19 protein-coding genes are annotated in these 21286 nt (G+C 62.1%); 14 read left to right on the top strand and 5 right to left on the bottom strand.

The features are described from left to right. Positions 1 to 39: 39 nt before the first annotated feature. The 3 genes from AC5RVS_RS08095 to AC5RVS_RS08085 all read right to left on the bottom strand — a co-directional run bounded on the left by AC5RVS_RS08095 (position 40) and on the right by AC5RVS_RS08085 (position 2085). Entirely contained in the window at positions 40 to 996 is a 957-nt protein-coding gene (locus AC5RVS_RS08095) for a TIGR03885 family FMN-dependent LLM class oxidoreductase (RefSeq protein ID WP_494107745.1), read from the bottom strand. A 90-nt stretch (positions 997 to 1086) separates the two neighbouring features. After that, positions 1087 to 1587 carry a dihydrofolate reductase family protein gene (locus AC5RVS_RS08090; protein ID WP_494107744.1) on the bottom strand — a complete coding sequence of 167 codons (501 nt, stop codon included), beginning with the start codon at positions 1585 to 1587 and terminating at the stop codon, positions 1087 to 1089. 60 nt (positions 1588 to 1647) lie between these two features. Then, complete coding sequence (locus AC5RVS_RS08085; protein WP_494107743.1) at positions 1648 to 2085, bottom strand: VOC family protein; 438 nt, start codon at positions 2083 to 2085, stop codon at positions 1648 to 1650. Between the two features lie 85 nt (positions 2086 to 2170). Between AC5RVS_RS08085 and arfB the strand changes: the two genes are divergently transcribed. Both arfB and AC5RVS_RS08075 read left to right on the top strand, forming a co-directional pair. Next, the gene (gene arfB / locus AC5RVS_RS08080; protein ID WP_493989038.1) at positions 2171 to 2611 is read left to right on the top strand and encodes an alternative ribosome rescue aminoacyl-tRNA hydrolase ArfB; all 441 of its coding nucleotides are present in this window, start codon (positions 2171 to 2173) and stop codon (positions 2609 to 2611) included. Positions 2612 to 2838: 227 nt separating this feature from the next. After that, positions 2839 to 3729, top strand: coding sequence for a CPBP family intramembrane glutamic endopeptidase (locus tag AC5RVS_RS08075; protein ID WP_494107742.1), 891 nt, complete (start codon positions 2839 to 2841; stop codon positions 3727 to 3729). A gap of 330 nt (positions 3730 to 4059) precedes the next feature. On the opposite strand, the gene AC5RVS_RS08070 is transcribed toward AC5RVS_RS08075, so the two are convergent. After that, positions 4060 to 4671 (bottom strand): biotin transporter BioY, encoded by a 612-nt coding sequence (locus tag AC5RVS_RS08070; protein WP_494107741.1) that lies wholly within the window; start codon positions 4669 to 4671, stop codon positions 4060 to 4062. A 172-nt stretch (positions 4672 to 4843) separates the two neighbouring features. Between AC5RVS_RS08070 and AC5RVS_RS08065 the strand changes: the two genes are divergently transcribed. The 3 genes from AC5RVS_RS08065 to AC5RVS_RS08055 all read left to right on the top strand — a co-directional run bounded on the left by AC5RVS_RS08065 (position 4844) and on the right by AC5RVS_RS08055 (position 10691). After that, positions 4844 to 6115, top strand: coding sequence for an aspartate aminotransferase family protein (locus tag AC5RVS_RS08065; RefSeq protein WP_494107740.1), 1272 nt, complete (start codon positions 4844 to 4846; stop codon positions 6113 to 6115). Positions 6116 to 6123: 8 nt separating this feature from the next. Then, a complete protein-coding gene (locus tag AC5RVS_RS08060; RefSeq protein ID WP_494107739.1) occupies positions 6124 to 9138 on the top strand; it encodes an FAD-binding and (Fe-S)-binding domain-containing protein in 3015 nt (1004 codons plus the stop codon). A gap of 62 nt (positions 9139 to 9200) precedes the next feature. Further along, positions 9201 to 10691 carry an NAD-dependent succinate-semialdehyde dehydrogenase gene (locus AC5RVS_RS08055; protein ID WP_493989034.1) on the top strand — a complete coding sequence of 497 codons (1491 nt, stop codon included), beginning with the start codon at positions 9201 to 9203 and terminating at the stop codon, positions 10689 to 10691. A gap of 60 nt (positions 10692 to 10751) precedes the next feature. Here AC5RVS_RS08055 and AC5RVS_RS08050 read toward each other — a convergent pair whose 3' ends face one another. Continuing rightward, a complete protein-coding gene (locus AC5RVS_RS08050) occupies positions 10752 to 11405 on the bottom strand; it encodes a GntR family transcriptional regulator (RefSeq protein WP_494107877.1) in 654 nt (217 codons plus the stop codon). Between the two features lie 687 nt (positions 11406 to 12092). Between AC5RVS_RS08050 and torT the strand changes: the two genes are divergently transcribed. From torT to AC5RVS_RS08005, 9 genes are all read left to right on the top strand, one after another. Beyond that, positions 12093 to 13391 (top strand): TMAO reductase system periplasmic protein TorT, encoded by a 1299-nt coding sequence (gene torT, locus AC5RVS_RS08045; RefSeq protein ID WP_494107738.1) that lies wholly within the window; start codon positions 12093 to 12095, stop codon positions 13389 to 13391. Positions 13392 to 13455: 64 nt separating this feature from the next. Beyond that, positions 13456 to 14970 (top strand): sugar ABC transporter ATP-binding protein, encoded by a 1515-nt coding sequence (locus tag AC5RVS_RS08040; protein WP_494107737.1) that lies wholly within the window; start codon positions 13456 to 13458, stop codon positions 14968 to 14970. Positions 14971 to 14977: 7 nt separating this feature from the next. Beyond that, positions 14978 to 16036, top strand: coding sequence for an ABC transporter permease (locus AC5RVS_RS08035; protein ID WP_493989031.1), 1059 nt, complete (start codon positions 14978 to 14980; stop codon positions 16034 to 16036). 23 nt (positions 16037 to 16059) lie between these two features. Beyond that, positions 16060 to 17439, top strand: coding sequence for an acetyl-CoA carboxylase biotin carboxylase subunit (locus AC5RVS_RS08030; protein ID WP_494107736.1), 1380 nt, complete (start codon positions 16060 to 16062; stop codon positions 17437 to 17439). Next, positions 17436 to 18452 carry a carboxyltransferase domain-containing protein gene (locus AC5RVS_RS08025; RefSeq protein WP_494107735.1) on the top strand — a complete coding sequence of 339 codons (1017 nt, stop codon included), beginning with the start codon at positions 17436 to 17438 and terminating at the stop codon, positions 18450 to 18452. The genes AC5RVS_RS08030 and AC5RVS_RS08025 overlap by 4 nt, the downstream gene beginning before the upstream one ends. Positions 18453 to 18462: 10 nt before the next feature. Continuing rightward, positions 18463 to 19431 (top strand): 5-oxoprolinase/urea amidolyase family protein, encoded by a 969-nt coding sequence (locus tag AC5RVS_RS08020; RefSeq protein ID WP_493989028.1) that lies wholly within the window; start codon positions 18463 to 18465, stop codon positions 19429 to 19431. Next, positions 19431 to 20213 carry a LamB/YcsF family protein gene (locus AC5RVS_RS08015; protein ID WP_493989027.1) on the top strand — a complete coding sequence of 261 codons (783 nt, stop codon included), beginning with the start codon at positions 19431 to 19433 and terminating at the stop codon, positions 20211 to 20213. The genes AC5RVS_RS08020 and AC5RVS_RS08015 overlap by 1 nt, the downstream gene beginning before the upstream one ends. 88 nt (positions 20214 to 20301) lie before the next feature. Beyond that, positions 20302 to 20934, top strand: coding sequence for a GntR family transcriptional regulator (locus AC5RVS_RS08010; protein ID WP_494107734.1), 633 nt, complete (start codon positions 20302 to 20304; stop codon positions 20932 to 20934). A gap of 28 nt (positions 20935 to 20962) precedes the next feature. Beyond that, positions 20963 to 21175, top strand: a complete 213-nt coding sequence (locus AC5RVS_RS08005; RefSeq protein WP_493989025.1) for a biotin/lipoyl-binding carrier protein — start codon at positions 20963 to 20965, stop codon at positions 21173 to 21175. Positions 21176 to 21286: the final 111 nt, after the last annotated feature.

The following is a 21286-nucleotide window of genomic DNA, read 5'->3' as shown; positions in this document are numbered from 1 at the left end:
CTTCTCCTCGCTTTCCGTCCGGGCGGTCCAGGCAGTCCGTCAGCGCAGCTTCGGCAGGACCTCGCCGGCGAACGTCTCGATGAAGGGCCTCTGCTCCTGGCCCACGAAGTGCAGGTACAGCTCGTCGAAGCCCAGATCCAGGTACTCCTGCAGCCACTCCACATGCCGGCCCGTGCTGGCCGACACATTGACCGCCGTGCGCAGTTGGTCCTCGCCGACGTGCTCGCTCACGGCGTCGAAGTGGCCGGCCGTGGCCAGGTCCGCGGCCACGTGCGGGGCGAACGTGTTGGAGCGCCACTGGTCCAAACCGATTTCGACGGCGGCTTCCTCCGACGGCGCCCAGGACAGGTGCACCTGCAGCGCGGTCTTCCCGCGGCCGCCATTGTCCCGGTAGCCGGCGAGGACCTTCCTGAGCTGCTCCGGCGGCTGGTTGACCGTGATCAGCCCGTCCGCCCAGCGCGCGGCGCGGCGGGCGGTCTCCACGCTGATAGCGGGGGCGATCAGCTCAGGCTTGGGCTCCGGCACCTCCCAAATCCGGGCGTGCTCCACGGTGACCAGCCCGCGGTGGGTGACCTCCTCGCCGTCGTGCAGGCGGCGGATCACCTCCACGGACTCCTCCAGCCGTTGCTGGCGCACGTCCTTGGAGGGCCAGCCGTCGCCCGTGATGTGCTCGTTGGAGTTCTCGCCGCTGCCCGGCGCCATCCAGAACCGCCCCGGAAACATGACGGCCAGGGTGGCCGAGGCGTGCGCGATGATCGCCGGGTGGTAGCGCTGGCCGGGAGCGGTGACGACGCCGAAGCGCAGCGCGGTGGTGGCCAGCGCCGCACCGAGCCATGACCAGGCGAAGCCGGAATGTCCCTGGCGCGCGGACCACGGCTCGATGTGGTCCGAGCACATGGCGGCGTCGAAACCCGCTTCCTCTGCCAGTTTCACGTCCTGCAGCAGTTGGGCGGGCGAGATCTGTTCGTGGGATGCATGGAATCCGATGACAGGCACCCCTCCATCCTTATGGTGCCTTGGCGGGTTGTCGAGGCACGTATCGCAGGTACGCGATGCCGTTGTCGAAGATTCTGTGTTCGGTAAGGCTCAGGTCGAGGTGCACGTCGTCGGGCAGCGCGCGCAGGCCTCCGCCCACCATCTTCGGCACCACGAAGAACCGGAAGTCGTCAACCAGGCCCGCACCATCGCGTCTGCCGCAACCGTGGGCCCGAAGATCCCGACCACACCCTTCGCACCCTCCACGACCCGCTGCAGCTCGACCAAGCTCAGGCGCGGCACGATGCGTGCCCGGTCCGAGGTGAGCTCTTGGGCAGTCATTGTCGACGACACCACGACCTTGTCTATGCCGCGCCAGCGCCGGGCGAACTCCCGCTCAGCCACAGGACGGTCCTCGGCGTCCGGATAGGTGTCCCAGTACCCCATCAACGCATAGGTTCTTCGCCCGAGCACCTCGGTGGACACCTCGGCCATGCGCTCGAGGTGCACGGCAAACACCGCGTCGCTCGGGCCCGTCCACTGGAAATCGCCGTCGGCATCGGCGACGTAGCCGTCGATGGACGTGGTCGCGACATAGGCGAGGGTTCCCATGATCGTTCCGCCTCCTCACGCTGGGTGCTTGCCGGTGTAGGCAACGCGACTCGGCACCGGTCAGTTCTTCTTCAGTTCCTCGGCGAGCATCACGATGATGCCGCTGGGACCGCGGACGTACGTGAGCCTATAGGCGTCCTCGTAGGTCGCCACCCCGCGAAGCGGCCGACAGCCGTGTTTCGCGGCTATTTCGAGGGCCTCGTCCAAATCATCGACTGAGAAAGCGACGCGGTGCATGCCGATCTCGTTCGGGCGAGTGGGCGTCGACTCGATCGCTTCGGGGTGGAGGTATTCGAAGAGCTCCAGTCGACCGTGACCGTCCGGGGTCTGGAGCATCGCGATGTGGGCGTGGTTGCCATCAAGCCCGACGGCGGTGTCGGTCCAGTCACCGCTGACCGTGTCGCGGCCGAGGACCGTCAGGCCGAGGTCGGTGAAAAAGGCGATGGCTGCTTCGAGGTCGCGGACGGCGATACCGACGTTCTCCAGTTTGATGGCCATGCGCGACATGCTAGCGAGCCGAGAGGACAAAAAAGAAGCCCCCTGCCGGCCCCGCGCCGCGTCGGAGTTGCGGCACAATAATCCTGTGGACGACCTGCATGTGCCTCCGGGACCCGGCGCGCCCCGCGGCCTCCGGGTACCGGCGGGAGAGCTGATCGAGCAGTTCTCCCGAGCCTCCGGCCCCGGCGGCCAGAGCGTCAACACCGCCGATTCACGTGTGCAACTCAGTCTCGATCTGGGCACGACAACGGCGCTCAGCGAGGTCCAGCGCGAACGCGCTATCGCCAGGCTCTCCGAGAGGATCTCGGGCACGGTGCTCACCATCAGCGCCTCGGAGCACCGAACCCAGCGGCTAAACAGGGCTGCGGCGCGGCAACGCCTCGTAGCTCTCCTTCGAGACGCTGTGATCCCTCCTGTCGTCCGGCGGGCAACCCGCCCCACGGCTGGCTCGCGGCATCGCCGGCTCGAAGGAAAACGGTTGCGCTCCGAGACCAAGCGCAACCGCAGGCGCCCAGACTCCGAGTGACCTGCCTGTTTGCGTCGATCGTTTGGGCTCTCTCTCAGAAGATTGACCGGAACTCCACAGCCCCCGGGGATGCTTCCGGTGAGCGTGGCCGGTCGGGATTTCAGCGCTTGACACAGGTCCGGCAGCGGAGAAAAGTGTGGCCATACCGCCCGCTCGCCCCTTAGCCGCCACCCGTTAGCAGTCTCTGGGAGGCGAGTTTGGCCGCTTGATCATGGATGGGGTTGAGCATGGGTAAAGATCCTTCAAGAGCCGAACCGGCGCCATCTCCCCGCGGAGGCCATGCGGGAAGCCTGATCGCCCGGCATCCGGTAACTGCCTTTGTGGTCATTGCGATCGGGCTGACTTGGGCTGCGCAGGTGATATCGATCGTTTTGCTGGGCAATGTTTTGCCCGGGCTCCTGGCAGAACTGCTGATCCTGCTGGGTACTGCGGTCCTGGTTACCGCAGCCTCAGGCGGCAGGGAGGCCGTCCGGGGCCTCTTTCGGCAGGCTGTCCGTTGGCAGGTAGGCGTCGGCTGGTATATCGCCGCCCTGCTCGCCATACCCGTGCTGACACTGCTGATCGCTGCGGCAACCGGGTCTTTTCAGCAACCGGAAGCCGGATGGGCCGCTGAAACGGGCAACTATTTCCTCAATGCCATCCTCGTCGGGGCTATTCTTGCGAATATCTGGGAGGAACTGGCCTGGACCGCCGTGGTACAGCACCGGCTGATGGAGCGGTGGGGCCTGATCTCCGGCTCGCTGCTGACAGCCTTACCCTTTGCCCTGATCCATCTCCCCCTCGCCTTCGCGGATAAGGGCTTCACCGGGACGCCCGTTCGGGAGGTGCTTTTCAACTGGGCGGTCCTGGTCCTCTTCGCTCCGATTTTCAGGCTCCTGGCGGGCATGGTGTATCTGGGCACGGGCGGAAGCATCCTCATCGTCGGCCTCCTTCACGGGTCCTTTAACGCCTCCGGCTCGGATAAGCTCAAGGCGTTCGAGGGAGAGTGGCAGCAGATCGCCGCCGCAGCAATGCTGGCCGTCATGCTGGCGCTCTACCAACAAAGCGGGGCACGCACTAAGGGGCGTCGAACAGGCCCCCGACCGGATCGTAACGAAGCAACCCCGGACGACACCTGAAAATTGGTGCAGCAAAGTATGGCGGGTTGAAGCGTGGGAAGGCGAGATCATCAATGCTGCGCCCGATGAACACGACGCCTTCGGATGGTTCAGTTTGGATGAGGCAATATTCCTGGACCTTGCTGATGACGGGTACCCAGCACTCTTCCATCGGGTGCTGACCTGTCGGTTGCCCGCAACCATACTGCTGCCTCGTGCGGACTTGGGCGCAGGCGTGGTTGTCTCGCGCCTTAATTTGAAGAAGTGGCGGATCTTGGCAGTCATCAATGTCGCGGTCAGGTCGCATCTCGTCGTCGAGCAGGGGCAGCCCGAACGCGCGGGTCGAGTCCCTTAGGCGCGGGAGTCACCGAAGTTCTCGGGCAGCCTGGCTGCCAACTTCCACGCGGCGGGCATGACGGCTGCCGCGATCAGCGACTTCACGATGCCGCCGATGATGAACGGGTACAGACCCCACTCGAGCGTCTGCTGCAGATCGGCGCCCAGTGAGATGGACAGCCAGGCCATGCCGAAGACGAAGGTGATCACGGTGCCGGCGAGGAAGGAGACCGTGGCGCCCAGGAACTTTTTGTCCCAGTTGCGCTTGGCCAGCCATCCGGTCAGGCCCGCGGCCGCAACGAAGCCCACCAGGTAACCGCCGGTCGGGCCGACGGCAGCGGCCAGACCGGACGAGGCCTCGGAGAACACCGGCATGCCGGCGACACCGGCCACCCAGTACAGGGCCATCGACAGCATCCCGCGGACCGGGCCCAAGGTGCTGCCAACCAGCAGCACGGCCAGGGTCTGCCCGGTGATCGGGACAGGCCACAGCGGCACGGCCAGTTGAGCCATCACAGCGGTCAGGCCGGCACCGCCGACCACCAGCGCGGTGTTGGCCAGGGCGGTGCTGGGAACCAGGGCGTCGGCCAGGACACCTTGGCGCACGACTGCTGTGGCTGTGCTCATGTTTGCTCCTTGTGTTGCGGAAAATCGTGTTGCGGAAAATCATCAAGAACCGCGGGCACTTCCCCGCGGATCGCAGCGGTGAATCCGCTCGAACTGGCGGTACCCCACCTCTGACGCTAACCTGATCGGCGATTGTTGACAATAAAATAATGTGACCCCCATCATGGGACGCATGGCATCCCTTAGCCCTCTCTTGAAGCAAGCGACCCCGCTGGTAGTTGATCACGCCCTGGGCAGTTGGATCCACGCGACTGATGGAAAGTCATATCTTGATTTCACTACCGGCATTGGTGTGACGAGCACGGGTCATTGCCACCCGCGGGTGGTGGAGGCTGCCCGCGATCAGGTGGGAAAGATCATTCACGCGCAGTACACCACCGTGATGCACAAGCCATTGCTGGCGCTGACCGAAAAGCTTGGTGAGGTACTGCCCGAAGACTTGGATTCGTTGTTCTACGCCAATTCCGGATCGGAGGCCATTGAGGCTGCAATGCGTCTGGCCAGGATGGTCACTGGTCGGCCAAACATTGTAGTGTTTCAGGGTGGTTTCCATGGCCGGACGGTTGCGGCGGCGTCGCTGACCACTGCCGGAACGAAGTTCTCCGCAGGGTTCTCCCCGCTGATGTCCGGAGTGCACATGTCCGTCTTCCCCTACGCCTACCGGTACCGCTGGGATGAGGTGGCGGCAGTGGATTTCGCCCTGAAGGAACTGGACTACCTGCTCCAGACCCGCACCGCCCCAGACGATACTGCAGCGTTCCTGATCGAACCGGCCCTCGGCGAGGGTGGGTACCTGCCCACCCCGGCGGCGTTCTTAGAGGGACTGCGCGAACGGGCCGACCGGCACGGCATCCAGCTGATCTTCGACGAAGTCCAGACAGGCGTGGGCCGGATGGGCAAGTTCTGGGGACACCAGTACTCCACCGCCACCCCTGACATCCTAGTCACCGCCAAGGGCATCGCGTCCGGTTTTCCGATCTCCGCAATCGCCGCCTCCACCGAACTGATGTCCAAGGGCTGGCCCGGGTCCCAGGGCGGAACCTACGGCGGGAATGCGGTCGCTGCCGCCGCTGGCGTCGCCACCCTCGACGTCATCCGTGACGAAGGGCTGGTGGAGAACTCACGGATCCGCGGCGAGCAGCTCCAGGCCGGACTCAAGGAGATTCAGGCCCGCTTCCCCGTCATTGGCGACGTCCGAGGCAAGGGCCTGATGCAAGGCATTGAATTTAGCGCCGAAGACGGCGCCCCCGACGCCGCCACCGCAGCAGCTGTCCAGCAGGCCACCACCAACCACGGCCTGCTCACCCTTACCTGCGGCCCCGCAGGTAATGTCGTTCGCCTCATCCCCGCCCTCATCGTAACCGCCGAAGAAATCACCACCGGCCTCGAACGCTTCGAAAACGCCGTCGCCACCGTCACCGCGGCCGTTTCCGCGAAAGGCTGAGCCCACCAATGACGGATGCCGTTCACTCCCCCGCAGGTCTAGCAGCGGGCCCCCCTCGAACGGGCGCACCGGATACCGGCCTCCCCGCCGTGCTTGCACGCCTCGCATCAGCGGGCGTGGCTTCCGACAACTCGCCACGCCGCCTCGCGGAATACTCCTATGACGCTTCCAATTATCGGGTAGCCCCGCTTGCCGTGGTGTTCCCCCGGACGGTTGAGGACGTGCTCGCGGTTGTTGCTGCATGCAGGGAAACTGCAACCCCGCTGATTGGGCGCGGCGGCGGGACGTCCATGGCGGGCAACGCCATGGGTCCAGGCGTGATACTTGACTTCTCCCGGCACATGAATGTGGTCCACGAGATTGACGAGGTGACGGGCACAGCGACCGTCGACCCCGGCGTGGTGCTCGCCGTCCTCTCCCGCGAGGTGGAGGAGGCCACCGGTAACCGCTTCACCTTCGCGCCGGACCCGTCCTCCAAGAACCGTGCCACCGTCGGCGGCTCGCTTGGCAATGATGCGTGCGGCAACCACTCCGTTCGGTACGGCCGGATCTCCGACCACGTAGTGGAGATTGACGTCGTCACTTCCGACGGCGCCCGCCTCACGGCCACGGCTACCGGGTTGCGTGCCACAGATCCTGCCGACAATGACTCCGCGGCCCGTGCGGTTGCACTGACCGCCTCCTTCAAAGATTTGGCCCACAGTCACTTATCCGAGTTCCGCCTGGAACTCGAACGGATCCAGCGTCAAGTCTCCGGTTACCACCTGGCCCACCTTCTTCCGGAAAACGGGTTCAACATCGCCCGCGCCCTCGCGGGTTCCGAGGGGACCTGCGCCATCATTGTCGGCGCCCGGATGAAGCTCGTACCTAAGCCTGCCAGTGCCCTGCTGGTGTGCCTGGGTTATGCGGACATAGTCGACGCGGCACGGGACATCATGGCCATCTTGGAGTTCTCCCCGGCTGCCGTCGAAGGGATCGATGAGGCGATCGTGGATACTATGCGCTTCCGCCGCGGCAACGGCTCGGTAACGGGTTTGCCCCAAGGCAAAGCGTGGCTGTACGTGGACCTCGACGGCGGGAATCCGCGCCAGGTCCGGGCAGAAGCTGATCGGCTGCTCGCCCGGCTCAGGGAAAACGGCCGCTTGGTGGATGGGCACACTGTACCGGATCTGCAGGAGCGAGCCACCCTTTGGCGTGTCCGCGAGGACGGCGCCGGGCTCTCAGCGCGCCTGTCCACCGGCGGAGAATCCTGGCCCGGATGGGAGGATTCCGCAGTCGCCCCGGAGAACCTAGCGGATTACCTTTCCGACTTCCGCGACCTTCTGGGCCGCTACGACCTGACGGGCGTTATGTACGGACACTTCGGTGCCGGCTGCATGCACATCCGGATCACCTATGACCTGCGCACCCAATCCGGCCGCAGCGTCTTCCGCGACTTCACACAAGAAGCTGCGCAACTGGTGGTCCGCCACGGCGGTTCGCTCTCCGGCGAACACGGCGACGGCAGGGCACGCTCGGAACTGCTGCCCCTGATGTACTCCCCGCGCATGCTGGCGGCGTTCGCCACGTACCGGCGCACCTGGGACCCGTCAAAAATCCTCAACCCCGGATCCCTCACCGAGCCTGACCCTATGGACGTTAACCTGGCGCTCCAAGGCATTCCCGAGCGGCATTGGCGCACCAGCTACGACCTGCGTCCGATCACAGCCGGTGGCAGAGCAACCGCCGAAACCGATACGCCCGAGACCTCCACCGGCAGCGGTACTGAGCCGTGGGTTCACGCGCTTCAAAGCTGCATTGGCGTGGGACGCTGCCGGACGGACACGGGCGGCGTGATGTGCCCCAGCTACCGCGCTACGAAGGACGAAAAGGACTCCACCCGGGGCCGGTCCCGAGTGCTCCAGGACATGGTCCGCGGCGCCCGCACCATCGAGGAAGGCTGGAAGTCCGAGGAGGTCCGCGAGGCGCTTGACCTCTGTTTGTCCTGCAAGGCGTGCTCCAGCGACTGCCCCACGGGCGTCGACATGGCCACCTACAAGTCCGAATTCTTCTCGCACTACTACAAGGGCAAACTCCGCCCGGTGTCCCACTTCTCTCTGGGCTGGCTACCCCGCTGGCTTAGGATCACGGGCCGGTCCGCGCCTCTGGTCAACGCCCTGATGTCCACCCCGTTGGCCAAGGTCTCCTCCGCCCTGGGCGGGCTTACCACCCGGCGTGCAATGCCACGTTTCGCCGCGGCCGGCGAGTGGCGTCGCGAAGTGGCGGCTGCCGGCATCGGACCCGTGACCAACTACAACGGCGGCATTGCCCAGGATGTCGGTGGGGTGGTGCTTTTTGTGGACACTTTCACCCGCGGCTTCCGGCCGGAGGTGGCCGGTTCCGCTGCTCGCGTTCTGGCCGGCTACGGCCCCGTGGAATACTCAGCCGAGGCCTGCTGCGGCCTTACCTGGATCTCTACGGGCCAGCTGGGCACCGCAAAAAAGCTGATGGCCAAGGCAGCGGCGGCATTGGATGACGGTACTGATCGGGCCATCGTGGTGGTGGAACCCAGCTGCGCGGCGGCGCTGCGCAAGGACTTGCCCGAGCTGGTCCACACGGAACGGGCCCGCCGTGTTGCGGCCCGGGTACGAAGCTTCGCGACGCACATCGACGAGCTCTCCAAAGCCGGATGGAAACCAGCGCCGGCCCGCCCCCTTCCGGAACAAGTGGTGCTTCAGACGCACTGCCACGAATACTCCGTCTTCGGAGCCGGTGTCCAGCGCGCGGCACTCAGAGCTGCGGGCGTCAAGAGTGTGGTGGATGCCACGGGCTGCTGCGGCGTGGCCGGAAACTTCGGCTTCGAGAAGGAACACTACGACGTCAGCATGCTGGTGGCCGAGCACGCGCTGGCCCCGGCCCTGCGTCAAACCGATTCCTCTTCGCTGATCCTTACGGACGGATTCTCCTGCGCCATGCAGGTCAAGCAGATTGATGACTCCAGGCCGGGTCGTCACCTGGCCCAGCTACTGGACCCCGGCGAATGAGCGGCTTTGGATTCCCAACGTAACGCCGGCCATCCCCTCCCCAACCAAGAAAAGGATCACTCATGAGCATTCAGTCATCCGCCTCCCGAACTTCGCAAAAGGCGCTCAACGCCGTCGCAAAGGTCAGCACGAACCTCTACATTGACGGAGAGTGGACCGAAGCATCTTCCGGTGCCCGGTTCGATGTCATCAATCCTGCCACCGAGGAAGTCATCGCCAGCGTGGCTGACGGGGGGCCCGAAGACGCACGCCGTGCGATCGAAACCGCCGGCAGGGTCCAGAAACAGTGGGCCAAAACCCCGCCCCGGGAGCGCAGCGAAATCCTGCGTCGCGCCTTCGACCTGATCATGGCCCGCCAAGACGAACTGGCTTTGATTATGACGACGGAGATGGGCAAGCCCTTTGCCGAGTCCAAAGGCGAGGTGGCGTACGCCGCCGAGTTCTTCCGCTGGTTTGCAGAGGAAGCCGTCCGCATTAACGGAGATCTGACCACCAGCGGCGATGGCAAGAACCGCATCCTCGTCTCGAAGGAACCCGTTGGGCCCTGCGTATTGGTGACGCCGTGGAACTTTCCGCTGGCCATGGGCACCCGGAAGATCGGCCCTGCCATAGCGGCCGGCTGCACCATGGTCTTCAAACCTGCCAACCTCACTCCCCTGTCTTCGCTGGCACTGGCGGACGTCCTGGAAGAGGCTGGCCTGCCCAAGGGTGTTCTGAACGTGGTCACGACCTCCAAAGCCGCTGACGTGGTCACGCCATGGATGGAAAGCGGCATTGCCCGCAAGGTTAGCTTCACCGGGTCTACCGGCGTGGGCATCCGCTTGTTGGAGCAGGCCGCCAAAAACGTCATGCGTTCTTCTATGGAACTGGGCGGGAACGCCCCTCTCATTGTCTTTGAGGACGCGGACTTGGACCGCGCCGTTGAGGGCGCTTTCGCCGCGAAGATGCGGAACATGGGTGAAGCCTGCACTGCCGCCAACCGGATTTTCGTCCAGCGCACCGTCGCCACTGACTTCTCCGTCCGCCTCGCGCAGCGACTGAGTGCACTGAAGGTCGGCGACGGCGCAGTAAGCGGCACGGACGTTGGCCCCCTCGTGGAGGAAAAGGCGCTTAACAAGGTCCAGGAGCTCGTAGATGACGCCGTTTCCAAGGGCGCCAGTGTGGTTTGCGGCGGCTCCCGCCCGGAGGGCAGCGGCTACTTCTACTCCCCAACAGTGCTTTCCGACGTCAGCCCCGACGCCGCACTGATGAGCGAAGAAATTTTCGGCCCGGTGGCGCCCGTCATCCCCTTCGACACGGAAGACGAGGTGGTGCGGTTGGCGAACGATACCCCTTGGGGCCTCGCCAGCTTTGTGTTCACCCAGGACCTGGACCGTGCGTTCCGCGTCGGTGAGGATCTGGAGTCGGGCATGGTCGGCCTTAATACGGGCATCGTTTCCAACCCAGCGGCGCCGTTCGGTGGCATCAAGGCCTCCGGCCTAGGCCGCGAAGGCGGACGCGTGGGCTTGGATGAATTCTTGGAGATCAAGTACATGGCCATCCCGCGGGTCTAGCGATTGTCAAAGACGACACGGTCGGGCCCTTACAGGAAACGTCAGGAAGTCCGAGGATAACTATGGGATCAGCCGCGTCAGTGCGTCCTCCATGTGCTCGGCCATAAGCTTCTCAGCGAGGTCTGAATCTCCCTTGGAGATGGCTTCCGCGATTCCTTTATGCTCGGCAATGCGTTTGTCAGCAGTGGCATACGTACTTTTCAGTGCGTTGAGGCACATTCGCGTCTCAGTCAGGAGCGTGTCATGCATCTTCTTCAGCCGAGGGCTGCCGGCGAGCTCAACCAAGAGGGCATGGAAGCTCATGTCCGCTTCAGTCATAGCTTCGCCGTTGGGGCTTTCCGCCGCTTCCTCCATGGCATGCACGGCTTTCATTAGCTGGACCGCGTTGCCCTCCGGGTTGGTGCTGGCCACGCGCTGGATGGCGGCTGCTTCAACCGCGGTTCGGGCCAGGTACACATCCCGGAAATCGTCCTCGTCCATGCTGACGACGAACAGGCCCCTGTTCCGATAACTGATGAGCAGCCCTTCCTGGGTGAGCCGCTGCATGGCCTCCCGCAGGGGCCCGCGGCTGACTCCCAGTTCATTAGCAAGCTCGGCTTCACCGAGTTGGATGCCGGGAGCGAAATCACCTCGGGCGATTGCATCACGGATCCGGCGGGCAATAATGGCAGGCGTAGACTCCTGCACTATCGGGTCCAGCACTCCCCTTTTCATCCTGTCCATCCTTGCTGCCATGAGCTTCACCGATGATTTCTGGTTGAACTCAGTAACGTTTGCTGTCCATGTCACCTGTCTTATGTTGACAATTCAATAGTTTACTCCAGAGGTAGTTGCCCCAAAACTGTGCCGGAATTTCTGCTCCTGGGCACGATGCGTCTCGCTTCTAAGCAATCCGAGAAAAACGTCTGGAAGGAAGCTCACTGCCCGCCGCCTGGTAATGTGCGGGCCATCAAAAGGAACTGGCTTCCCGCTGCGGTGAGCAAGGACGTCCCGCTCGCGCAGCAGTCGGCGGGCCAGTCTTCGCGACGGCGCATCTGTTTGAGTTGCAGTCGTGCGGGAACAGGTTGAGCTGCTGGAAGACCATGCCTATCTTCTTTCCGGTCTAGCGCAGTTTCTGGCTTTCGGACTTCCCGCCCCGCAGCTGACGCCTCAGAGTGTGTCCCCTGCCCACAGCTACTTTCGTTTATTGTGAGTTTCGAGTGTCATCGATACGCAAGAAGGCGGTTCTTAACGGCTCACCGGCAACGGCGTACGCACCACCTACTTGCCGTGCAGCCCCCGGGCCACCTCCCAGGGCGCCCGCCCCAATCACGCGTGGAGAATTGGCTCTGATCCGCACCACGCCACCCTTCCTACTGTTGCTGAAAAGCAATGCACGGAAAGGGCGCAAAAAGTGTTGATGTGATCCACCTCACGAGCTATGCTGACAACACCGCTGCAGATTGTGTACAAAAGGCAATCCACCAGTCCTGCCGTCATAAGCGCGTAGAGCTTCGTGAACTTGGGATGGGCATCTGCGGTGCGGCTTCAGCAACGCCGAGCTGGGAGAGACACATGAAGCTGAACAGGAAAGCCAATACCTTTGGAGCGCTTGCGCTGGCAGCGACCTTGTCGGTGACCGGGTGTGGGGCAATGGGTGGTTCCGGAAACGGTCAGACCGGTGAGGCCACTGACGCCGGATCGTCAGAGGATTGGACTGCGCCGGCCATACACACGACCCTGGACGGCCAGACTACGGAATCGGAGTACACTCCAATCGCACAAGACCAAGTTTCCGAGCAATGGAAGCTTTGCGTCCTGTTCCCGCATATGAAGGACTCATACTGGGCTGCAACGAACTACGGAACGTTGATCGAAGCGCAGCGGGACAACCTCGAGTACAGCATGTTCGAAGCCGGAGGCTACACCAACCTCGACCGGCAGTTGAGCCAGATGCAGGACTGTATCAACGGCGGTTATGACGCCATTATTCTAGGAGCCATCAACGCTACGGGTGTTTGCCCTCAGGTTGCCGCCGCCCTAGAGAAGAAGATTCCAGTCGTGGATTTCATCAATGGAACCGATTGCCCGGAGTCCGAGGATAATCCGCTCTTTTCACATGCACTTGTGAGCTTCCATGATCTTGCGGTGACGACAGCCGAATACATCATCGAGGACACCGCGGGGTCGCCCGCAAAGGTAGGCTTCTTCCCTGGCCCCGAGGGCGCCGGATGGTCGGACGCCGCGGTCAAGGGTTTCAGGGACACGATCGAAGGAACCAATGTGGAGATCGCGGAGATGCGCCGTGCTGATCCCGGCTTGGAAATCCAGCAGAACTTGATCGAGGACACGCTCAAAATCCACCCGGATATCACGCACATTGTGGGAGTGGACATTGCGGCTGAAGCGGGGGTGATTGCAGTCCGCAACGCCAACAAGACCGGAGAGATCGATGTCTACGCATTCGATATCATCCCGCCTGTTTACGACGCTATTGTTGCTGGCGACGCCGTAGGGTCCCCGACGGATTACACCACGATTCAGGGGCGCATGGCGGTTGATCAAGCAGTCCGCATGCTTGAAGGCGAAGAGCTGCAGGCGCCCACCTCCGGACCGGTGCCCATGATGATCACCCAGGAAAATGCCGCCGACGTACCTTATACCGAGATGTTCGCCCCGCGGGATTTCAAGACGGTGACGAGCTGGACACCGGAGGGCTGATGCGGCGACGAAGCTAAGCTGCAGTGCCCTCGGTGCAAGCGGCTTGGGAAGGAAGTGAGGCAGGTTGGAGCAGGAACCGGTCGTTTCGCTCAGGGACATCGTTAAAACATTTGGAGCCGTAAAGGCGCTTGACGGCATGTCCCTCGACCTCTACCCTGGCGAAGTCCACATCCTGCTGGGCGAGAACGGCGCGGGGAAATCGACTCTGGTCAACATTCTCCTCGGCAACTACCAGCCCGACAGTGGGACGATCACGGTTCGGGGTTCCGAAGTTCTCCACCATTCGCCGGCCCATGCGCGCAAACTCGGCATCAATGTCGTCCTGCAGGATTTCAGTCTGGCCCCAACCCTGTCGGTGACCGAGAATTTGTTCCTTGGCCGCGAGCTGAAAAAATTCGGCCTCGTCGACAACGGGAAAATGAGGGCCGTCGCCCGGGAAAAAATCGGCCAGCTCGGGGGCGCGATAGATCCGGAGGCAGAGTGTGGTTCGCTGCCCAGGGCTGAGCAGCAGCTTGTCGAGATTACGAAAGGACTCCTGGGAACTCCGGGTATCCTCCTCCTCGATGAGCCCACCGCTGCGATTAGTGAGCGGGAAGCCGACAGGCTGTTCAAGATCATTGACCAGCTCCGGGACGAGGGCTGGGCGCTTCTCTATATCACCCACAGGATGGAGGAAGTCCGGCGCCTGGGTGACCGGGTGACGGTGATGCGGGACGGCCGGTTCATTTCGACTAATACTCTCGACGAGCTTTCCGAGGAGAGGCTGATAAATGACATGGTCGGCCGTGACCTGGCAGCGGTTTACCCCGATAAGGCGGAAACCAACGGCCCACCGCTGCTCGAGGTCGAAGACCTGTCTACAGCCGACGGCAAGGTCACCGAGGCTTCCCTGAGGGTCTGCCAGGGCGAAATTGTCGCAGTGGCCGGCCTCGTCGGCTCGGGGAAAAGCGAACTCGCCAAGGCCATCCTCGGCCTCCTGCCCCTTTCAAGCGGGCACGTATTGGTAGGAGGGAAAAAATATACCCGACCGAATCCTCGAGACATGATCCAGTCGGGTATCGGTTTCATGCCCGAGGACCGCAGGCGGGAAGCTCTCGCGCTCGATCTCAGCGTCCAGGAAAACATCGCATTCGAAGTTAACCGAGCGAAGAAATACAACACCCTTGGCTTGATTTATGGATCGAAAATCCGCGTCCTGGCCCAGGCTTTGGCCAAGAGGCTGGACATCCGGCCCCGGTCCGTCACAGCAGAGGTTCGGGCTCTGTCCGGCGGCAATCAACAAAAGGTCGTTCTGGCCCGTGCCCTGACCCGCGACCGCAACGTTTTCCTAGTAGCCGAACCTACATCCGGGGTGGATGTGGGTGCCCGCCAGGAGATCTACGCCAACCTCCGCAAACTGTGCCGCGATGGCGCCGGCGTCCTGATGATCTCTTCTGATCTCGAGGAGGTCGTAGGACTCGCCGATCGGGTCTATGTCATGAACGGCGGGCGGGTACAGGTCGAGCTCGTTGGGAACCAGATCACGAACGAAGCCGTTGTTGCTGGTGCCTTCGGGCATGCAGCAGGCGCGGCAGCATAGGACTGTCATGTCAACAACCGAAGTCAAGAGCTCTGCGGCCCCCATGGGCGCGGCAAAGAAAGAAAACCGCCAGTACTGGCTCAGGTTCTTCAGCACCGTCGGCCCGTTGCCGCCCTTGCTACTCGTAATGGTGGTCGTCTTTGCCTTGGCAAACGACCGCTTTCTGCAGCCCGATAATCTACTCTCTGTATCCCAGCAATCCGTGGCACTGCTGCTGATTTCTTTGGGACAGATGTTGGTACTGGTCACCGGTGGATTTGATTTGTCAGTGGGAGCAACCGTTGCCCTGTCGTCGGTTGTTTCCGCCACAATGATGAGACTGGTTTACGGCGGGGTACCTGAATTTGCAGGTCAGTCCATGATCATGGGTTTCGTCGTCTGCATCGCAGTCGGACTCGTCGTCGGGATGGCCAACGGTCTCGGAGTGGCCTTCCTGAAGGTCAACCCATTCATCGTGACACTTGCTACCGCCACCATCGTCGCGGGCGTCACTATGGTCTTCAGCGGCGGGGCAACGGTTTCCGGGCTGCCGCGAGAGTACATCGTCGGCCTGGGATCCGGTTTCACCTTCGGCATTCCAAACCTGGTACTCCTCGCCCTTCCGGTCCTGATCATTGTCTTCGTCGCGTTGAAATGGACAACTTTCGGCCGCCACCTGTACGCAATAGGCGGCAATGCCCTGGCCGCCAAGACCGCGGGGATCCAGGTGCGGCGAAATCTGATCACCACGTACGTGATCTGCGCTGTTCTGGCCTCCCTCGCCGCCTACCTCCTGACAGCCCGCAGCGGTTCGGGACAACCGACCTTTGGGGGCGCCTTTGCCCTTCAATCCATCACCGCGGCCGTCATCGGAGGGGCGTCGCTCCAGGGCGGCAGAGGCGGCGTTGGCGGTACGGTCCTGGGCGTCATTTTCATCATGCTGCTCGGTAACGGTATGAACTTCATGCGGCTTGATACCAACATGCAAAGCATCGCCTTGGGTTTGGCGCTCATTCTCGCGGTCGTGGCTGACCGTTTCCGGGCCTCAGCGAAGGCCCGCCTCATCGCTAGAGGAGTCACGTCGTGACTGAGCCGGTCTTCGAATCGCTGATGGTCACCAACCGGGGCGAGATCGCCCGGCGCATCATCCGCACAGCGAATGCCTTGGGAATCCGGACCATCGCCGTCTGCTCGGATGTGGATACAGAACTGCCCTTCGTGAAGGAAGCCTCGGAATTTGTCTCCCTAGGTCCGGCGAATCCTGCCGAATCTTACCTGAACGTCGACAAACTGATGGACGCAGCCCGAACTGTCCGGGCTTCGGCCATCCACCCGGGCTACGGTTTCCTCGCCGAGAATTCCGGCTTCGCCCGGCGGGTTATCGAAAGCGGCATCACGTGGGTGGGGCCTTCGCCGGACTCGATGGACATGGTGGCGGATAAGATTAACGCCCGCAACCTGATGCAGTCCGCCGGTGTGCCCGTGGCGACAGGATCAGCCGAACCGGTAAGCGACCCAGCAGAGGCAGTAAAGATCGCCAACGCTGTCGGCTATCCCGTCATCGTCAAACCATCCGGAGGCGGAGGCGGCATCGGAATGATAGTTGCCGACAATGACGAAGACCTGAGGGCAGCTTTCGATACTGCACGTTCGCGTGCAGAGCGCTTTTTCGGGGACTCGCGGATCCTTATTGAACAGTTCATTCAGCACGCCCGCCACGTCGAGGTCCAAATCCTCGGGCTCGCCGGCGGCAGCGTGATAGCGCTCGGAGAGCGAGATTGCTCGGTCCAGCGCCGCCACCAGAAGGTCGCAGAGGAGTCGCCGTCTCCGGGCATCACACCGGAACTCCGGTCCCGGATGCTGGACGCCGCGGTAAGAGCCGGGACTGCTGTCGGATACCGCAATGCCGGCACCGTCGAATGCCTGGTAGATCCCGTGCGGCAGACCTTTGTTTTCTTGGAAATGAACACCCGGCTGCAAGTGGAGCACCCTGTCACCGAAGCCGTGTTTTCCATCGACCTTGTCGAAGAACAACTCCGCGTCGCCGCCGGCCAGGACGTTGGCTTCGACGCCGGCAACCTTGAACCGACAGGTCATGCCATCGAGATGCGAATCTATGCCGAAGATCCTAAACGCTTCCTGCCATCTCCCGGGCGCATCAGTGAGTGGACGGAACCAACAGGAGAAGGTGTCCGCGTCGACAGCGGCTATGCAGCCGGCAATACCGTGACCACGGCCTACGATCCGCTCCTGGCAAAACTCATCGTTTGGGGGCGGGACCGGGAAGAAGCACTCACACGTGCCGGATCCGCCGTCGATGCCTTCCAAATATCGGGGCTAAAAACCAACCTTCCCTTTTTCCACATGCTTCTCAACGATCCGGCCTTCAAATCGGGCCGCTACAGTACCGGCGTCGTGGCCGAAGTGCAGAACCGGGCTGCCGAATCGAAAGCAATGGGCGAGACAGGTCAGGAGGAGCACGCACGATGAAGCGGCACGAAGTCTCCAAACAGTACATCTCGGAACGTTGGGCGGGGGTCCCATCCGCACTTTACGAGCGACGGGAGGCCACTGACGGCAAACCTGCGCTCACCTACCGCCTCGCCGGGGACAGCTATCTCCTCGTTGAGTTCGGGGCAATGCATTTTGACCTGAACCTCAACTTCTTTGTCCACAACATCAACACCGAGGTGAACCGGTCCCGCCCTCCGGGACTGGTTGAAACGTCCCCCGGTTTCCGTTCCATACTGCTCTCCTATGACCCAGCGGAAACAAACGTTGCGAACCTGGTTCAGGCATTGGATGAGGCCTATGACAACGCAGCCGGTACGGAAAACCTGGTCCTTCCCAGTCGAAAAGTAAATCTTCCTGCAGCGTTTCACGATTCGACGTCCAAGGCAGCTGTTGCCCGCTATGTGCGCAGCATCCGCTCCGATGCCCCCAACTGCATGAACGATAACAACGTCGATTACACGATCGCCTACAACGGGCTTCGGGATCTTGACGAGCTGATCGAAGTCGTCACTGGGACAGACCTTTGGGTCGGATTCATTGGGTTCTTCCCCGGACTACCGTTCACGTTTCCTTTGGATCCGAGGAAGGTTCTCTTCGCCCCCAAATACAACCCGACACGTACCTGGACGGCGGAAGGAGCCATTGGTCTGGGCGGGCCGTGCTACTCGATCTACCCCGTGGAATCCCCGGGCGGATACCAACTGCTCGGCAGAACGCTGCCCGTGTACGACATTCAACAGCGGAACCCTGCTTTCGCGCAGTCTCCTCTGCTGTTGCGCCCATGTGACCGGGTCAGATTCCATGCCGTTTCCGAGCAGGAACTGACCGATTCCTTCGAAGCCGTCCACCGGGGTGAATACGTCTACGACGTACAGGACGAAGACTTTGACGTCGCCGGCTATAACGCCTGGTGCGCTTCCCTCGTGGCTGAAGCCGCAGACTTTACCGCCAAGCGGGACACCGCTGCGGCGGCAACCGCCGTCCCGTAAGGAGTCACGTATGTCCGTTGAAGTTGTTCAATCCGGCATCCAGACGACCGTCCAGGACTGGCCTGGACGAATCGGAATGCTGTCACGTGGTTATTTCCCCGCCGGTCCGATGGATGATTTCGCGTTTCGGCTCGGCAATGTCGCCGTTGGCAACAGCCCTGACGCTGCGGGTCTTGAAATCACGCTAGGCAAGGCCAAATTCCGGTTCCGGTCCCCCGCCACCGTGGCAGTAACCGGCGCCGCGGGCGAAGTGACCGTCGACGGCAGCCCGGTGCCTCAGTGGGCCGCTGTCGACGTTCCCGCAGGTGCCGAACTTAAGATTGGTTTGGCGGTATCCGGCTTTAGGTTTTATCTGGCGATCAGAGGAGGAATCGATGTCCCCCAAATCCTCGGTTCCCGGTCCACCTACACCATGGGTTCGCTAGGAGGAGTTGAAGGACGCGCGCTCGTCAAGGGCGATGTCCTGGACATCGGAAGCTCGGATACCTCAGCTATAGCGGCACTGCCGCAGGAACGGATCCCCGAGTATCTGCACGACTGGGAACTGGAAGTCGTACCAGGGCCATTTGCTACGCCTGAATTTGTCACCGAAGCGGACGTCGAGTACTTCTTCTCACGGTCTTGGACCGTGGACCAGAATTCAAACCGTACCGGAATCAGGCTTGACCCGGCGAGGCTGCAGTGGGCCCGGTCCGACGGCGGTATTGCCGGCGGCCATCCATCCAACATCCTCGATACCGGCTACCCTCTCGGCGGGATCAACCTCAATGGGGACACTCCCGTGATCCTCGGACCTGACGGCCCCACTTCCGGCGGATTTGTCGTATTCGGAGTCGTACCGAAGGCGAGTCTATGGAAGACCGGCCAGATGCGGCCAGGGACAGCTACGATCCGGTTCAAGCCAATTTCCATCGACGACGCCTACGCATTGGACAAGGAACATGCCTTGCTCATGTCCGCAGCAGGAGGGACCGAATAATGGATACAGCGATCGAAATCAACTGCGACATGGGAGAAGGCTACGGCCGCTGGCGCTTCGCGCCCGACGAAGAATTCATGCCCTATATCAGCGCCGCCAACATCGCGTGCGGCTTCCATGCCGGGGATCCGAGAATCATGCGCCGTACAGTCCAGGCGGCGGTCGGTCAGGGCCTCCAGATCGGAGCGCACGTCTCGCTCCCGGACCTTTTGGGCTTCGGACGACGACGCATAGCGGTCTCGGCGGAAGAGCTCCAGGACTACACGCTGTATCAGATAGGCGCCCTCAAGGGCTTCGTTGAGGCCGAAGGCTCGAAACTGTCCCACGTAAAACCGCACGGGGTCATGTATCTGATGTCGCTGGAGGACGAAGAGCTGGCCGAAGCTGTCATCGCCGCGGTAGCCGAAATAGACAGCTCGCTCCCCCTTTACTGTTTCGACAAGCGCCACACCGAGCTGGCCGCCCGTTACGGCGTTCGGTTAGTCCAGGAAGGATTTGTCGACCTCGGCTATGACGACGCCGGCAACCTTATTATCGAGCGGGAAAAGCGGGCTTGGGACCCTGCACTTGTATCTTCACGTGCGATCAGGTTTGTGCGGGAAGGGAAAGTAGCCACTGTGTCGGGACGGGATCTCGACATCTCCCCGGAAAGCATCTGCCTGCACGGGGACGCGCCGAACTCGGTGGAGGTGATCCGCACGGTCTGGCAGTCCCTGCAGGATGCGGGCATATCTGTGCGTGCGTTGACGAAAACCGACAACGCAGCTACGGAAACGGGCTGATCCGGATTGTGTCGAAACTGACCCCGGGAAGGATGGGAGCGACGAGTTGAGTGAGCCGATACTGGAGCCGATCCTCATCGACGGAACAGTGGACACCATCGTTACCCGGCTGCGGGGCGCTATCGAAAAGGGCGCCTACACGCCCGGCCAACAGTTGCGCGAAACCAGTCTTGCCCGGCAACTGAACGTCAGCCGTTCGCCGGTGCGCGAAGCAATGCAGCGGCTCATACAGGAAGGTCTCCTGCACCGGGTACGCAACCGCGGGGTTTTTGTCCTGGAACTATCCGAGGCGGATATGGATGACATATCCGTCGCACGTCAGTCCGTGGAAAAGACAGCAGCCGAGGACCTGGCGAAGAATCCAAGGAAAGAGATCTTCGATGAACTTGACCGCATCGTAGTCGATATGAAGACGGCCTCGGAAAGCGGTTGTCCCTGGTCCGATCTGGTCGACTTGGACCTGGCGTTCCACACGGCCCTGGTCCGGAACCTCGGCAACAAACGTCTCACGGTCTTCTATCAAACCCTCCTGACTGAAACGCGGATGTCGCTCATGATGCTGGAGAAATCGTATCCCCATCCGAAAGAGATAGCGGCCGAACACCAGGAGCTCCTGGCAAACGTGAAAGGAGGAAACATCGAGGACCTGGACGAGCAAATCAAAAGACACATGGACCACACGGGCCAGCGCCGCCGGTCCATGACGAACACAGCATCATAATTGCCGGCTTTTCGAGGAGGAACGTAAATTGAGTGAAGTACGGTCGGATCTGGCGGCGAATGTTTGGAAAATCCTCGTGACGCCGGGAGCGTCTGTTGTGGAAGACGAAACCATCATGATCCTTGAATCCATGAAGATGGAGATCCCGGTTGAAGCGCCCGAATCAGGTGTGGTCGCGGGCATCTCCGTGTCCGAAGGGGATGCAGTCACGGAAGGACAATTACTCGCCGTCCTCGATTAACCGGCAAGGCATACGCAACAACACCCCGCAATGCTCACGTTCAACTTCGCCTGAGGGAATACTGGACTCGCTCATGACGCCCGAAGCGGCGCCAATCGGGACAGCACACGA

Source organism: Arthrobacter sp. Y3221048, assembly GCF_059092685.1.
This window is presented reverse-complemented; position numbering and strand designations above follow the sequence as displayed.